The 13,794-nt window shown below is 53.3% G+C and carries 11 protein-coding genes; 1 reads left to right on the top strand and 10 read right to left on the bottom strand.

The window, feature by feature from the left end; all coding sequences use genetic code 11:
* Positions 1-58 precede the first annotated feature (58 nt).
* The 3 genes from KIT79_08215 to KIT79_08205 form a co-directional block, all read right to left on the bottom strand.
* Positions 59-1,369 (bottom strand): aldehyde dehydrogenase family protein, encoded by a 1,311-nt coding sequence (locus tag KIT79_08215; protein ID MCW5829287.1) that lies wholly within the window; start codon positions 1,367-1,369, stop codon positions 59-61.
* A 65-nt stretch (positions 1,370-1,434) separates the two neighbouring features.
* Positions 1,435-1,863: a PaaI family thioesterase gene (locus tag KIT79_08210; GenBank protein ID MCW5829286.1), complete on the bottom strand. Its 429-nt coding sequence runs from the start codon at positions 1,861-1,863 to the stop codon at positions 1,435-1,437.
* A gap of 47 nt (positions 1,864-1,910) precedes the next feature.
* Positions 1,911-3,038: an MBL fold metallo-hydrolase gene (locus tag KIT79_08205; protein MCW5829285.1), complete on the bottom strand. Its 1,128-nt coding sequence runs from the start codon at positions 3,036-3,038 to the stop codon at positions 1,911-1,913.
* Between the two features lie 209 nt (positions 3,039-3,247).
* On the opposite strand from KIT79_08205, the gene KIT79_08200 reads away from it, so the two are divergent.
* Positions 3,248-4,717: an AarF/ABC1/UbiB kinase family protein gene (locus KIT79_08200; protein MCW5829284.1), complete on the top strand. Its 1,470-nt coding sequence runs from the start codon at positions 3,248-3,250 to the stop codon at positions 4,715-4,717.
* A gap of 22 nt (positions 4,718-4,739) precedes the next feature.
* On the opposite strand, the gene KIT79_08195 is transcribed toward KIT79_08200, so the two are convergent.
* The 7 genes from KIT79_08195 to KIT79_08165 all read right to left on the bottom strand — a co-directional run bounded on the left by KIT79_08195 (position 4,740) and on the right by KIT79_08165 (position 13,654).
* On the bottom strand, positions 4,740-6,209 hold the full coding sequence (locus KIT79_08195; GenBank protein ID MCW5829283.1) for a patatin-like phospholipase family protein: 1,470 nt from the start codon (positions 6,207-6,209) through the stop codon (positions 4,740-4,742).
* 155 nt (positions 6,210-6,364) lie between these two features.
* On the bottom strand, positions 6,365-7,432 hold the full coding sequence (locus KIT79_08190) for an NAD-dependent epimerase/dehydratase family protein (protein ID MCW5829282.1): 1,068 nt from the start codon (positions 7,430-7,432) through the stop codon (positions 6,365-6,367).
* An 87-nt stretch (positions 7,433-7,519) separates the two neighbouring features.
* Entirely contained in the window at positions 7,520-8,383 is an 864-nt protein-coding gene (locus KIT79_08185) for a metal-dependent hydrolase (GenBank protein ID MCW5829281.1), read from the bottom strand.
* Between the two features lie 288 nt (positions 8,384-8,671).
* The gene (locus KIT79_08180; GenBank protein MCW5829280.1) at positions 8,672-9,559 is read right to left on the bottom strand and encodes a hypothetical protein; all 888 of its coding nucleotides are present in this window, start codon (positions 9,557-9,559) and stop codon (positions 8,672-8,674) included.
* A 45-nt stretch (positions 9,560-9,604) separates the two neighbouring features.
* Entirely contained in the window at positions 9,605-10,288 is a 684-nt protein-coding gene (locus tag KIT79_08175; GenBank protein MCW5829279.1) for a hypothetical protein, read from the bottom strand.
* A 71-nt stretch (positions 10,289-10,359) separates the two neighbouring features.
* Positions 10,360-12,186 (bottom strand): AarF/ABC1/UbiB kinase family protein, encoded by a 1,827-nt coding sequence (locus KIT79_08170; GenBank protein ID MCW5829278.1) that lies wholly within the window; start codon positions 12,184-12,186, stop codon positions 10,360-10,362.
* Positions 12,187-12,721: 535 nt separating this feature from the next.
* The gene (locus KIT79_08165) at positions 12,722-13,654 is read right to left on the bottom strand and encodes a ferritin-like domain-containing protein (GenBank protein MCW5829277.1); all 933 of its coding nucleotides are present in this window, start codon (positions 13,652-13,654) and stop codon (positions 12,722-12,724) included.
* Between the last annotated feature and the right edge of the window lie 140 nt (positions 13,655-13,794).

Raw genomic sequence — 13,794 nt, 5'->3', positions numbered from 1 at the left:
CCTCTAAGCCTCAATTCGTTGATGGCTATTTTGAGATGACGCTAATTTACTCTGCCCCTTAATCCGACTTTTCTTTTGGGTACATGAAACTGAAATCCGGAAATACTGGCTTCTCGAGTACGGGTTTTCGGTGCGTGAACGTCTCGAAGGTGCGACGTCCGTGATAGGCACCGATACCGCTCGCTCCAACGCCGCCGAAAGGAAGGTTCGGATTTCCCGCGTGAAGAACCGTATGATTGATACAGACTCCACCTGCGGATGTCTTGGCGATCACGCGTTGCTGAACATCCGTGTTGTTTGAAAAAAGATACAGGGCAAGGGGTTTCGGTCGGGAGCGAACGAACGCAATTGCTTCTTCCATGTCACGCACCGCCATGACCGGCAGTAGAGGGCCGAAAACCTCCTCCTGCATGACCGGTGCATTACCATCGGTAACGCGGATGACAGTCGGCGCAATATAGCAGTCTTTCGGGTCGCTTTCCCCGCCGATCACTACTTTCCCATCTTTTAGGAATTTCGAAATCCGGTCGAAATGCTTTTTATTGACGATCCGTGCGTAATTCGGACTTTTCTGCGGATTGTTTCCATAAAACGACTGTATCGTGCCTCTTAGCGCTTCGAGCAAACGGCCTTCAGCCTGTTGGTGGACGAGAACGTAGTCCGGCGCGATGCAGGTCTGCCCAGCGTTCATCCATTTGCCGAGCGCTATCCGTTTGGCAGCCACCTGAATACTGATATCCCTATCCACCAGACACGGACTCTTGCCGCCCAGCTCAAGGGTTACCGGTATCAAGCGCTCTGCAGCCGCCCTCATGACGATCTTTCCGATCGCCCCGCTTCCTGTATAGAAAATGTAATCGAACGGTTCCTGCAACAGCTGGCTGGTCACGTCCGGCCCCCCCTCGACCACCCTGATGCAGTCGGAATCGATGAAGTCCGGGAGTACCCGTGAGAGAAGTTCCGACGTACGAGGTGCAACTTCGGAAGGCTTGATAATCGCACAATTGCCCGCAGCAACAGCTCCGGCCAAGGGCAGTAGAGTCAGCTGGAGTGGATAGTTCCAGGCTCCGATAATCAGCACGACTCCGAATGGTTCCTTTTCGATATAGCTGTTGGCGGGAAGCAGGGGGAAAGGTGTGGACACCCGTTCCCGCTTTGCCCACTTCCGAAGATTCATCTTGAGAGTGACTGCTTCGATAATCGATGCCCCAATATCCGCAGCGACAGCCTCCCTCGTGGGTTTTCCGAGATCGTCGCGCAGGGCCGCCAGAATTTCCTGGCGACGATTGAAACAGAAACGGATAATCCCTGTAAGCTGGCGCTGACGCCACTCCAACGGCCGTGACTTCCCAGAATCAAACGAATCCATTGCTGGCTGTACCAGACTCTTCAATCCACTGATTGCCATTGAGACTGTCTCCCTGCGATTAAACTTCAGGAGCCCTTCGGATCTCTAATCAGCAACGTGCCTTGGGCTGCACAGACGAGGCGTTCCCCATTGGAAACTTCCGCCCGCACAACAGCCGTATTTCGTGTCATCGCAATCACCGACGACTCCGCCAGCAGAACCCCGTCTTTGATTGGCGCGAGATAGTTCAGCTTGAATTCGGTGGTAGCCGCCCATTGTCCCGGCTTCATGACGGGATAAAGCACAACCCCGAGAATGTGGTCGACAAACCCGGCAAGGACACCTCCATGCAAATTCCCAATAGGCGTCAGCAGTTCTTTGCGGACCGGAAGATTGGCCATGAGCCTGCCCGGTGTAAGTTCGGTCACTCTGCATCCGAGAAATTTGGGCAGCCCGGCCATTGCGTTATTAGCCGACTGGATCGCCGAAGCCAGCTGAGGGTTAAATTTTTCCATCAAGTCTTTGGTTAGCTTCTCATTCATGTGACCCGATCCTTATCAAGTTACGCGATATTGGGACGTTCTTCATCGAGCGGAATCATCGCTTCAGCATCCGCGGAGCTACCCCATTTGTCGGATTTGATCGACACTATTCCGTTAGATGGATCAACCCAGACCGCTCCCCGTTCGGACCAGACATGTACCGCAGAATCAAGCACACCCATGAGCAACATAGGATTTACTTTTTTCCCTGCGACTCCCGCCGCGCCGGCCGCCATCGAAATATCCACCAGACGTTGAGGCCTGTCCTGTATCGCCGCCCATACCCACTCGAGTAACGCTTCGCGCTCCTCCAGCACACGACAAAGTGCGGTATTACCGTCTGGAAACACGCACCCGTGCGACGTGAGCGCGGTTCCCAGTACGGTCCGCCTCAGTTTTAGCAGGGACGCGAGATATACGGACACGTCGTCTCCCATGGAACGCATAATCGGCGTTCCGTGATCCAGGATCATATCCCCGGTAACCGAAAAGCGGTTTTCCGATTCTACCAATACGACATGATGCGGATTGTGTCCCGGGGTTTCGATCACGGACCATGCATAGGGGCCTGCCTCAAACGAATCTCCATCCGAAATGCCCCGGTCGAACCTGATTTCGGCTGCCCCCTTATCGAAGAGATGATAGGTTTGGTCTGCGTCTTCTACCGAAATATTCCCATCCAGCAGATTCCCTTTCGCGCGAGATTCTATCGGCAAAAGCTGAACAATCCGGTCCTTCATACCTGGCGTATAGCTCAGGTGCTGAATCAGCGATTTCCAGGAACTAGCCCTGCGGTTGTACTCTTGATAGTCTTCGCAAACTCCTAAACAACCCTGAAAAGCGATATGCTTGGGCCTATCCGTCAGGCCGGATATGACTGAACCGCCGCCCATGTGATCTATGTGGGAGTGAGTATAGACAATTTGTTCTAAGTCGGAGACCGAAACGTCCAACTCACCCAGATGCCGACGCAGGGCGTTCTGTGTCAGAGGGTGTGGCAGGCCGGCGTCGAAGAGTGTCAGGGGCCCAGAGCCGCCTTTCGCTAGATGCACGTATACGCTTCCATATCGTGGCTGAGGAAGGCGGATGCGAAACAATCCCGGAAATATTTCACGAATCGAGTTGCCGACGGCGGAGAAATCTTCCATTTATTCTTCGATGCCTTATAACCAAATCCCTTGCGAAATCTTCTACAGGTAAAGCCCACGCCTTTGTGGCCCAATTGCACAATCTGGGCCCCTAGACCTATTAAAAGACAATGCTCTTAGCTCACGCCCCTCGGCAAATATAGCAATAACTATGCTAGTATGTCTAGTATTAAATTTATATTATGCTCTATCCTTCGAGCCGTGGAGACATGACGATCTTTGGCCGCTTTGATGGTGGGCTATTGTCTGGAGGAAAGGAAATTGATAAAATGCTAAAATTCCGCTCAATCCGCGCGGTCATTGCTGTTTTATTATTCTCAAAGATACTCGCCAGCTACGTGTGGTTTGGGCTTGTGACATATCGTCGTACACCGAAAGGGATTCGGCGGGAAAAGATGGACGCCCTGCATAGCCGAAATGCCCAGCGGCTTTATGCGGATTTTGTCCGTCTTAAGGGCGTGTATATCAAAATCGGACAGTTCCTCTCCACTCAGGCTGCATTTCTTCCCACGCAATATCTGATGGAGATGGTCAAAATGCAGGATCAGATGCCTACAGCCTCCGAGAAGGAGGTTCGCCAGCGGATTATCGAACAGTATGGCAAGCCGGCCGAAGAGGTGTTCGCGAAATTCGATCCAGTCCCTCTGGCATGTGCTTCCATCGGACAAGTCCATCGCGTCACGCTCCAAGACGGCCGGGAAGCCGTCATCAAGGTCAAATATCCTGGAATCGACAAGTTCTTTTTCGCTGACATCAAGGTTGTCCGGCTTATGCTGCCTATTTTCGTCAAAATCCTCGAATGGGGATTTTATCGCGAATCGTCAGGCATTGAATTTTCAGTATTGATCGACGAGTTTACGACCCACATCCATCTTGAACTCGATTATCGCAACGAGGCCCGGAATCAGATCCGGATGTACGAGCAGCTTAAAGGGCTGAGGGACCGCAGAATGGTCGTTGTACCGCGCCTTTATGAAGAGTATTGCCGCGATGCTATTCTTTGCATGGAATTTATCCAGGCACGCAAGATCGTTCCCTGGTACTCCGATCCGCAGGTTCCAACTGATAAAAAGAACTGGATATTCCGCTGCTTGGTCGAATGTCTGTTTTTCACGATTTCATACTACGGCTTCTTCCAAGCCGATACGCATCCTGGTAATTTCATGGTGCTCGATGAGACGCCGGGATCCTCAGGATCCACCGCGACTTTGGTCATGCTCGACTTTGGATGCACCAAGGATTTCCCGGAAGGTTTTCGGACCGACGTAGTTCGCGTGGTTAACGGCTATCTGACGCGTCAACATGATCAGATTACTGATGCACTTTGGAACCAGGGGTTCCGGACCCGGCTCCAGACGCGTGAATCGTTCGATCTGTGGGTCAGACAAGGGATCCGGATAACTGACGAGATACTGGGATTTTTCCGGGATGGCACCAGCCTGATCGATCTGTTACGGAATAATCTCTCGGAAATGACTGCGGAATTCGTGGCCCTGAACGATGAACATCGGATAGTGTCCGTTCCCCATCATTACGCGCTGCTCGCCCGCGTACTCGCCACCGCGCCGGTACCTCTCGAATTGCATATGCCGAAGGTCGATTTTCTGCCGATTGCGATAACCTACCTCAGCGTATTATCTAGCAAAGCTACCACGGAACAGCGCGCGACCACCGCATAGCACGAGATGGTGCGACTGAAACTCAGAAAATTTCCCGAACGAATTTGGCAGGACTCATAATAAGTCTGATCCACTCCAGTTCCCTGCCTATTACGCGTCGGCCCTCATCGACAGACCAGTCAATTTCGACCCGCGAAGGCATGACATTGAAAGGGGACAGAGTTCTGGGAAAATTTATGATCGTCGCCGCATATGGCCGGTTAAGTGCTACCTGAAGTTGCACGACAGCCTGAATGGGATAAAGATGCTGGTCTTGCAGAATTTTGGGCGCGAAGCAATCAAATCCGATTATCAATGCATTCCGGGTGCCGATGTTCCCCTCCATCACACGTTGGAACGCAGTCCGGCAGGCAACGTTGTTGGCTACTCCACCGTCCACAAGTGCTGCTAGGTCTTCCTGGCGAAAGAGACTCGAGAGGATGTCGTGCATCCGAGGATCTTCCCGTGTTACGTCATAATGGATAATTCCTGGCACTGCGGAAGAGAAACCAACTGCATCTACCGCGTCAAAATCCCTGGTAAGCGGAGTGGAACCGATCAGTATCTCCTTGCAAAGCAGCGGGTTCAGGTAGCCCATTAGTTTGACGAATTGTTCCGCGATCTTCGCCCGAATTTTCCAGGCAGGAACCTGACCGGCGTACGGATAAAAATCACGATCCAGGTCATCCATCGATTCGCGAAGGGCGCCTCTTGGAATACCGGCGACAACGGCTTCATACGGAATTTCCAGATCCGTAAGCCGCATGGGTGTGCCGCCAGATCCTGAAAAATGTGGACTAATTCCGCCACGGAGATACAGCCTGAACAAACCCGGCATGCCGTATCTACGCTTCATGCTGATCACACGCAGGAGACTATCCCTTCTCAACGAATAGGAGAGGTCTAGAATCTGCTGAAAATCTGGAATGCGATTGCGGGCTCGCAGAAGCCCCATGATACTTCCGATGGAGGATCCGACAATATAGCCGGGAATGAGTCCAGCCTCATGCATTTCCATATAGGCGCCGAGATAGACATACCCGGCTCCGCCGCCACCGCCTGCGACACTCACCCAGGTTTTCTGGCAGATTTCCGCATCTAGTTCTTCCTCGGAAAACTCGTCGGAATGGTGCCGAAGCACTTGGCCTCGAAGCTGCGCCATATCTTTCCAGAGTTCGTGCACACCCTTTATCAGCACACCATAGCGGATTCGTCCCATTGGGAATGCCACCGAAAATATCTGGTGCACCCGGTTCCGTAAATTTGTAATCTGCTGGGACACGTCAGCTTCAGGCCGGATTGCGCCGCTCACCAGCGGGATCCGAGCGGAACCCGGCCGGAATCGGGTCAGTCGTGAAAAATTGAGCAGATAACGGACCTGGTCGAATTGGACAGATGTAAGCCGATGCGGCCGTCGCGATCGGTCTTTCGCGAGACTTACTTCCCAGCGGGTGAAATCGAGTATCTGCCTTATCGTTACCGGATGGGTGGATGCGAAACCGAAGGCGAGCATAGACTCTTTCTTCCAGATTTCTTCTTCACGGACGCATGCCGGTTAGGTCTTCAGTGAACACCGGAATCGAATATCCGATAGGTAGAATTGAGCCACGGCGCACGACAGACTTATGAGTCAAAGACCTACAGATAACAGTTGGTTATCCTACGCGTTTATGCCTGAGCCAGCTTCACAGGCTGTGGGGGAGTGCGCCTCCCACCGACTACGGCCCGGAGCACATCACCAGCCGTGCGATAACGAGGATTCCATCCGAGATCCTTAAGAGCCTTTTCCGTGGACATGGCGACATTCGCCCTTGACGCCTTGATCAGCCAGTCCGGGTCCCATGGTGAAAGGCCGAGACGGTAGGCGACGGCACCAATCGTGAGAACCGACTTCGGAAGCGGGAAGGTCCACTTGCCCATCTCGGCGGCTATCTCCGGCAGACTAAGCGTTCCTTCAGCGGCTAAATTGAACGCACCATGGGCGTTGCTAGCGAAAGCGACGCAAAACGCGTCGGCGATATCTTCTTCATGGGCGATTTGAAACCGTACGTGATCGAAACCCCGGATGGACGGTATAACTGGTGTATAGGCCAGCATTCGGACGGGCCGTGTCGGGGAACGCTCACCTAAGAATATCGACGGCCGCAGCCGTGCGACACGAATCCCGGGGCGGTCTTTCTCAAAACCGTCGATCCATTTCTCCACCCGCGCCTTGTGATCCGAGTAGAAGAAGTCCGGATTCCCGCGAAGCGGTGCTTCTTCGGTGAGAAGTTCGCCCGCTACATCGGCGTGCATCCCGTAAGCAGCCACTGAAGACGCGTAGACGAACTGCTTTACCCCGGCTGCCGCCCCCGACAGGAATACATTCCGGGTACCATCCAGGTTGATAGATTCGATCTCCTTCGGCGTAAGACCGCCGGTCTTGTCCACGATAAATGCAAGATGAATAACGGCGTCCACGCCCTTTAGAGTTTTCTGTAGGGTCACGTCACGTACATCTCTCTTGATAAACTTGAATCGTTCCGGTTCGTGATTCCTATGCGGCTGCGCAATATCGAGAGCGACGACCTTAACCTTTGGAAAACTCCGGAGCAGTTGATCTATGACCGCCTCACCGAGGCTGCCCGACGACCCCGTGACGGCTACGGTACGGGGAGAAGCATGCACCAAGCCGTCCTTCCGGCGACTTCCGGCCACCGGCTGTTTTGAGCTACCATTCTTCTTTGTGGTCGCCATGATAATTCAGCTCCCTAAATACTGCCGTGGATTGTGTCAAAATCGCCTCCACTGCATAAGTTATTCGCCGTCCAATATTGGGGGAATTCATGCCTGGGCCGACGTCTGATTGCCCTGCAGCCCTTTCCATTTCTCCAAGAGGGCAGAGTTATCCTGTTGCCAAGGATGAAAACCCGGCCGGTAGAAAGCGACAAAAGGGCCCACAAAATCCGAGAACATTCCGCCCTCCCCGAAAGCCCATTGCCCAAAAGAGCGCCAGTCTTTAAAAGAGAACAGCTTCTCGTCCGCCGCCATGAAATAGATCATCATTCCCGCGATGCCGGGCACCAGAGCTGTTGATAGCGCTGTCATTGTGGCCACACGAATTACATAGCCACCACCGATTGCCCGATAGACGTCGAAAGCAACCGCTTTATGTTCGGTTTCCTCTGCCGCGTGCCACATCCACAAGGCCTGATGATCTGGATTGGAACCTTTGACGATCTCCGGGTGTCGAAGGACCTTGTCGGCCAGAAGCGCCGTAAAGTGTTCGGCACCGACTGTCGCCGCAAGCTGGACCTTTTTGGGCAGCTTCCGTGCGAGTTTGAACAGTACATCCTGAACGGGATCCAGCCAATCCGTCCGAATTCGCGGCTTGGCAATTCTGTCATTGTATTTCGCGTGCTGCTTTGCGTGCTGGGCCTCTTGCCCGGCAAAACCTCGAATCTGCTGGCGAAGCTTCTCGTCCTTGATCTGATCGCGGTAATTCATCACCGAGTCGACGAAGAAGCGCTCTCCCTCCGGGAAAAACAGAGACAGGATGTGCAGAAAGTGCGATTCTGCAGGACGGTCGGGAAAGGCATAATCCCCTTCCCGCTTGATAGGGAAGTCAAATTTACGGATTGGGATATCGTGTGTTTTGCGCAGTGAACGCCGAGGATGGCGATCAATAGATATAGGCTTCACTTCCATGTTTTTTGTCCTCTTATGTTGAGTGATTGACTCAGGGCAAATTTACCTTTGCCGACCCCACCAAACTGATAAAGATATATATGTCTTAATAGCTTCAGCCTGTCAATGAGAAGAGTGCATTAAGTATATTTTATAGCATATTATTAAATATACTAACATAACTAATAATTACAACGAGTTATATGACCTGCGCCAATGTCGGACTAATAGTATACCGGCAGGGCGGAGTAAAAATGTACCACCCGGGCAGTGGTTAAATGTGGATTCCGGTGACCGGGTTTGAGGTCACTAGACCAGCCGGCCAGTCACGCCGAGCATGAAACCGCGAAATAAATAGTCATGGCCACTGAGGAAATCGATGGTTTGCTGGAGTATTTCGACCGTATTCCGGTGCACGGGGAAACATCGGGCATTTGGTGCCTTTGTGGGGATATCAATCACCCGGTCCCAGTAGTCCTGGAAGCGAGCCGAATTTATATTCAAGCTTCTCATTTTCCAGAAAAATGTGAGAAATGCCGTCCCGCCAAGGAGCGCGGACGGCAATCGAATAGGCAGGTTCAGCAGAATCCCGGCGGGACTAAGATTCGCCCGGTGATACCCCAAGCCCTTCTGATCCAGAAGCCAGTAATCCATTGCGAGATGGCGCGACTCATCCCGATCAATCAGGCGGATTATTTCATCCTGGAACGGATCCCGCATCATTTCCTTGATCGTCGGACTCCAGAGTGCGTCCAGAGCAAGTTCGAACAGAATGATCTGGGTTCCGACGATCTCGTGGAAAACCCGGGAGGCACGGGAGGGACAATCTTGCATCTGCCGTAAATCACGGGATAGCTTCTTGAAAGCCATCCTGATCAAAGGGGAAAGGTCCTCCCACTCGACACCCAATCGCTCTGCCAGAAGCGTTTCCGCAGCGGCATGACGGTCTTCGTCACTGGCTATGATTTCGAACAATTCCCGTACGTCGGAATCCCGGGTATTCTTGGCATTGATCCGAAATGCCTCGGCTCCCAACTTCTCCACACCGGCCGTGAAAAGGAAGACTAGACCCAGCATCCTGCGTTCACGCGGCCCGAGATCGTCGGTATCGCGGATCGGCGTAGCCCAGTCATAGTCCTTCACCGACCACTGTCCTTTTTTCGAAAGATCTAGCAGATGTTCGATATTTACATTCATATAGTAACTCCTGCTAGGAAGAGTGAGTCCTCTTGTGAACAGATATCAGGCCACTTCCATCCGGACGAGACTCGTATACAGCGGTACGTATGCGGGGGCCGGAGTTATGTTCAGACGGTTTCTTACCTCTTCAAGCGGCAGTGACAGCATACCTTTCCAGTCCGTAACAACCACGTTTCGTGCCCGAATACCCATCCGAAGGGCCCCCATCAATAGCGTCGGGTTGATCATTCGCCGCTGGGCCAGAATGCACGCTCCAGCCAGAACCATGAACCAAACGCCCGGGTTGCGGGTCTGGACCGCACTGAACGCCAGCACGCTTATTTCGCCGAGTAGATCAGTCTGGTAGCCGGTGACGACGTGGAATAGATCGTGAGTATCCCGCATCCACATCTGGAGAAATTTTTCATCTTCGCCAAGCATCTCAAACCGTTCCCGGTCAAATCCATCCTCAACCGCTTTGTATAGCCCTCCGGGCGTCAGCTTTTCCCGGCGGCAAAATTCGTAATAACTCCTGCCTAGCGTCCCCTCGGGAAGAGAGGCGAGCCACTGGGCGTCTTGGAGTGCGGCAAGGAGATCCGGCTTTTCCGCAAGGAGTTTCCGTCCCAGAGGATTCCTCCGAACCCGCCGGAGCATCCGCAGCGGCGCTCGCCCCTGAACTGCCTCAACCATCCGGGCGGCCTGCTTTGTGTCGTCAGGATTCTGGATTCCCTTATGGACCGCGTCCAAGGCCTGAAAAGGTCGGAGAGCATATGGATTTTGACTTTTCATCTTTGTCGCTCCTCTATTTTTATTATCAATTATTGGGCAAAATCCTGCAGGTTTTCCGTAACCTGGAACACCGCTTGGGCATCTGGTGAATAAATAGGTTCGGCGGTAAGTTTGCCGTCTTTCTCAATCACCACCATCTTCGTTCCGCACGGTTGGCAAAAAGCACGGTCGCCAGCCTGGAACGGGCGTTTTGCGATAATGACAATGTTGCATACTACGCATTGCAATTCGTTTGGAGTAATTGGCGTGCCATCCATATAGCGGTACCGGCCACGATACCGTTCCGGCAGCTCGTTGAACGAACGCTGTTTGTTATTCCGCAGGTCTTTGACGGATCTCACGTTCTGTAACATCCCGATCATCTGCATCTGCGGATACCGCTCTCGTCCCTGCGGATCCCGCCAGAGGAAGTCGATCAGGAAACGATCCTCAAATATGTTCAGATCGGGCGCCAGCAGATGTGCATAACGGTCGAAATAGACCATCTGTTTCACCAGGAGAATGAATTCCCTCGGCAGCCTCACGTTGTTCTTCACCGCGGCCTGCACGATCGAGGTCAGAAGATCGCCAAAGTTAATTTCACCCAGCGGCGAGTCTTTAAATTCTCTCATTAGATTCTTGATGTCACTCGTCAGCCCCGAACGATTGACATTTTCGGGGGCAGATCCAAGCTTGATAAGAACGTCAGACAGATTTTCGTAAGTACCCGCCATCATGGAAACGAGCAGGTGCGTCATCAGCTTGCTCTTCTCCACGGATTGACGACCGACGATGCCGAAATCCATAAAGTGGACCCCGTTATCGGGCGTGATGAGCAGATTTCCAGCATGCACGTCCCCATGGAAGAAACCGTGGAGCATCATGGTCCTGAGCACAGCCTTAACACCAAGGCGGAGTGCGTCTTCCGGATCGGCTCCAAGCTTGCGGATGCCCTTTATATCATCGACTCGGGCCCCGGACAGCCGCTCCATTACAAGCACACGCCTGGTCGAATGTTCGCGGTGGACCTTCGCCGCGTAGATTCTTTTATTCCCCGCCGACGCGAACACGGCGTTAAACTTTTCCATGCTGTTCGCTTCAAGACGGAAATCGAGTTCTTCATGAAGCGTTATGTTGAAGTCCGATACGACGTCCACGGGACTTGCCAGGTGGGCGTTCCTGAAAAACCGGACCAGCATCTTGGCGATCAGGAACAAGATGCCGACGTCACGTTCGACAACCGCCTTGATGCCCGGCCGCTGTACTTTAATTACCACTGGCGTTCCGTCCGCCAGTTCCGCGAAATGAACCTGCGCGATGCTGGCAGCGGCGATGGGTTTGACGTCGATATTTCGGAACCTGGACTTATAGTCGTCTCCCAGTTCTTCCCGGAGGATTCTCTTTACTTCGGAATATGGGAACGGAGGGACCCTGTCGAGGCACTTGAGGAATTCGTCGGATATCGTTTCGGGGAATATCCCCGGACTTGAAGCAATCATCTGCCCCAGCTTGATAAACGTGGGCCCGAGTTCCTCGAACGCCATTCGTAACCGCCGGGCAAAGGCTCGGTCCTTCGGGTGATCGAGCATCCGTTCGACCTGCATGAATATCCCATGCTTCGCCAGAGTGCCGAGGATTTCCGAGAGCCTCGCCGGGTTCGGCCGGAGATTCCGGGGAATCTTTATTTCAGGATCGGCAGGAATTCCCGAGTAGTTCGGCTTTTCGAGCACCGACAAGGCATCCGGATCGCAAAGTTGGCCGTACTTGCTGGCTTTTCCCGCAATAGGCCGCTTCTGCTCGATAATGATCTCTTCCTCGTGATCATGTGGCTCGCGGCGGCCTGTTTCGGCCGTGTCCGCCGGTGCGGCTACTTCCACAGCCGGTTCGACCTCGGGACGAGGCACCATTTTCGGCGGCGCCGGTGGCGCCTCCACCCGCATCCTGCCCGCGACTTCTTCCTTTTCGGAGACCGATGTCTGCCACTTCGACCGGTCGATCGGTAACGGACCGTCAAATGCCCGGTGCTCGACTGTGCCCTCGATGTCTATCTCCGGCGCTGTTGGCGCATCACCCACATGAGTGGGTATCCGCGAAGGGGGCGGGATCTTGAGCGGCTTGGGCCTCCACGCTCCCGAAACTCCAGAGGTTCTACCTACGGATACGACTCTCACCGGCGGGACGCTCTCCCGATCGTCCGGCGGCGCATCAACCGGTTTGTTTCTGCCGGGTTCCCAGTCTTCTACGTTCGGGCCCTTCTGGAACTTGCTCATCTGGTCTCCAAGCTATGGATATCAAACCATGGCACTGCCTCATGTGAGACGGCGCGGAATGCACCAAAGGCCTTCAGGAAGCTTTCCGAAGAAACAGTAGTGTCCGAGCCCGGCCGCCTCCAGGACCAAAATATGCCGCCACTCAGCTTGCGTAGGGTTCTTGATACTCGACACCGAGCCGATGGAGCCGGCCTTTGAATTCACCTTCCATTTTATTCCACATAGCATCCATCAAGGTATCCGCTTTGGCCTGCGACAGCTTAATTCCAGGGTAAGGCTCGAAATCCCCGAGCACCTCCTTGTACTCCCCGATCGTCCGCTCCATCGTCCGGCCAAAAGTTTTCAGCATGCTCTTGAAACTTGCGAACATGAAACCTGTCAACTCTTTCTGTGCGGCCTGAACTTTTGCACGGCTTTCCGGATAACGGGCGATCAGCTTTGCCAGATGGTTTTCGCCAAATCCCACATGCCGGCGTTCATCAGCGATCACGCCGCAGAGCACCTGTTCACCCACGGGATCGCTAAACTTGCTCATCCCTCTGGAGAACTCGAAAACGCTGAAAGCGAGACCTTCCAGGATAATGTTATTGCCGACAATGGCGGCAACGTAATCCCCGTTCTTCACCAGATCGTCCAGCGCCAGGCAGAAGTTCTTGAGGTGCGGGTTCGTCCAAGTATCGAGAAAACTCTCGAACTGATCCTTGCGCACGCCAAGGTCAAACAGCCGCTGTGAGAATACTTCCACATGACGGCCCTCGTCCGCGGTCTGAGTCGAAAGGAAGCCCCGAGCAGCATGATCGGGCTCCCGTGGGATGCAGCCAGCTGCCGAGAAAAGCGCCGCCCTTTCACCCACAACGAAGTGCGCCAGCATCATCAGCTGCTGGTCACGCAGATCTCCGTCTTGGAAAAGGAGAGGATTTTCTTCGATAGGCCAATCCTCATATTTTCCATAGCGCGTCTTTTGAAGGTAACCCTGAGGGGCGCTCTTTAGCCAAAGGTCCACCTTGTAAATGTTATCGCTCGTGTCGACCTTGGTGAGCTGTTCTTGCGTCGCGCGTTGAACCGTCTGATTCATTGAAAATCTCCTTTGACTAGGTATGTGGCTGTATCGAAGGCCTTACCTTTTACGTTGCTAGTCTTAGCGTATCGCTAAAGCATAGTAAACACTTTACTTTAAAGTTTGTCAACGACTATATTGTGAAGAGTAAATGGCCA

This window comes from Deltaproteobacteria bacterium (genome assembly GCA_026129095.1).
GTDB lineage: Bacteria > JAGRBM01 > JAGRBM01 > JAGRBM01 > JAHCIT01 > JAHCIT01.
Note: the sequence above shows the minus strand (reverse complement) of the source record. Positions and strands in the feature narration are given on the sequence as shown.

What these genes read in the sequence shown, in the direction of transcription:
- KIT79_08195 (MCW5829283.1), bottom strand. Translation starts at nt 6,209, where the DNA reads ATGCTCGCCTTCGGTTTCGCATCCACCCATCCGGTAACGATAAGGCAG.
- KIT79_08215 (MCW5829287.1), bottom strand. Translation starts at nt 1,369, where the DNA reads ATGGATTCGTTTGATTCTGGGAAGTCACGGCCGTTGGAGTGGCGTCAG.
- KIT79_08180 (MCW5829280.1), bottom strand. Translation starts at nt 9,559, where the DNA reads ATGAATGTAAATATCGAACATCTGCTAGATCTTTCGAAAAAAGGACAG.
- KIT79_08200 (MCW5829284.1), top strand. Translation starts at nt 3,248, where the DNA reads ATGACGATCTTTGGCCGCTTTGATGGTGGGCTATTGTCTGGAGGAAAG.
- KIT79_08185 (MCW5829281.1), bottom strand. Translation starts at nt 8,383, where the DNA reads ATGGAAGTGAAGCCTATATCTATTGATCGCCATCCTCGGCGTTCACTG.
- KIT79_08165 (MCW5829277.1), bottom strand. Translation starts at nt 13,654, where the DNA reads ATGAATCAGACGGTTCAACGCGCGACGCAAGAACAGCTCACCAAGGTC.
- KIT79_08210 (MCW5829286.1), bottom strand. Translation starts at nt 1,863, where the DNA reads ATGGAAAAATTTAACCCTCAGCTGGCTTCGGCGATCCAGTCGGCTAAT.
- KIT79_08205 (MCW5829285.1), bottom strand. Translation starts at nt 3,038, where the DNA reads ATGGAAGATTTCTCCGCCGTCGGCAACTCGATTCGTGAAATATTTCCG.
- KIT79_08190 (MCW5829282.1), bottom strand. Translation starts at nt 7,432, where the DNA reads ATGGCGACCACAAAGAAGAATGGTAGCTCAAAACAGCCGGTGGCCGGA.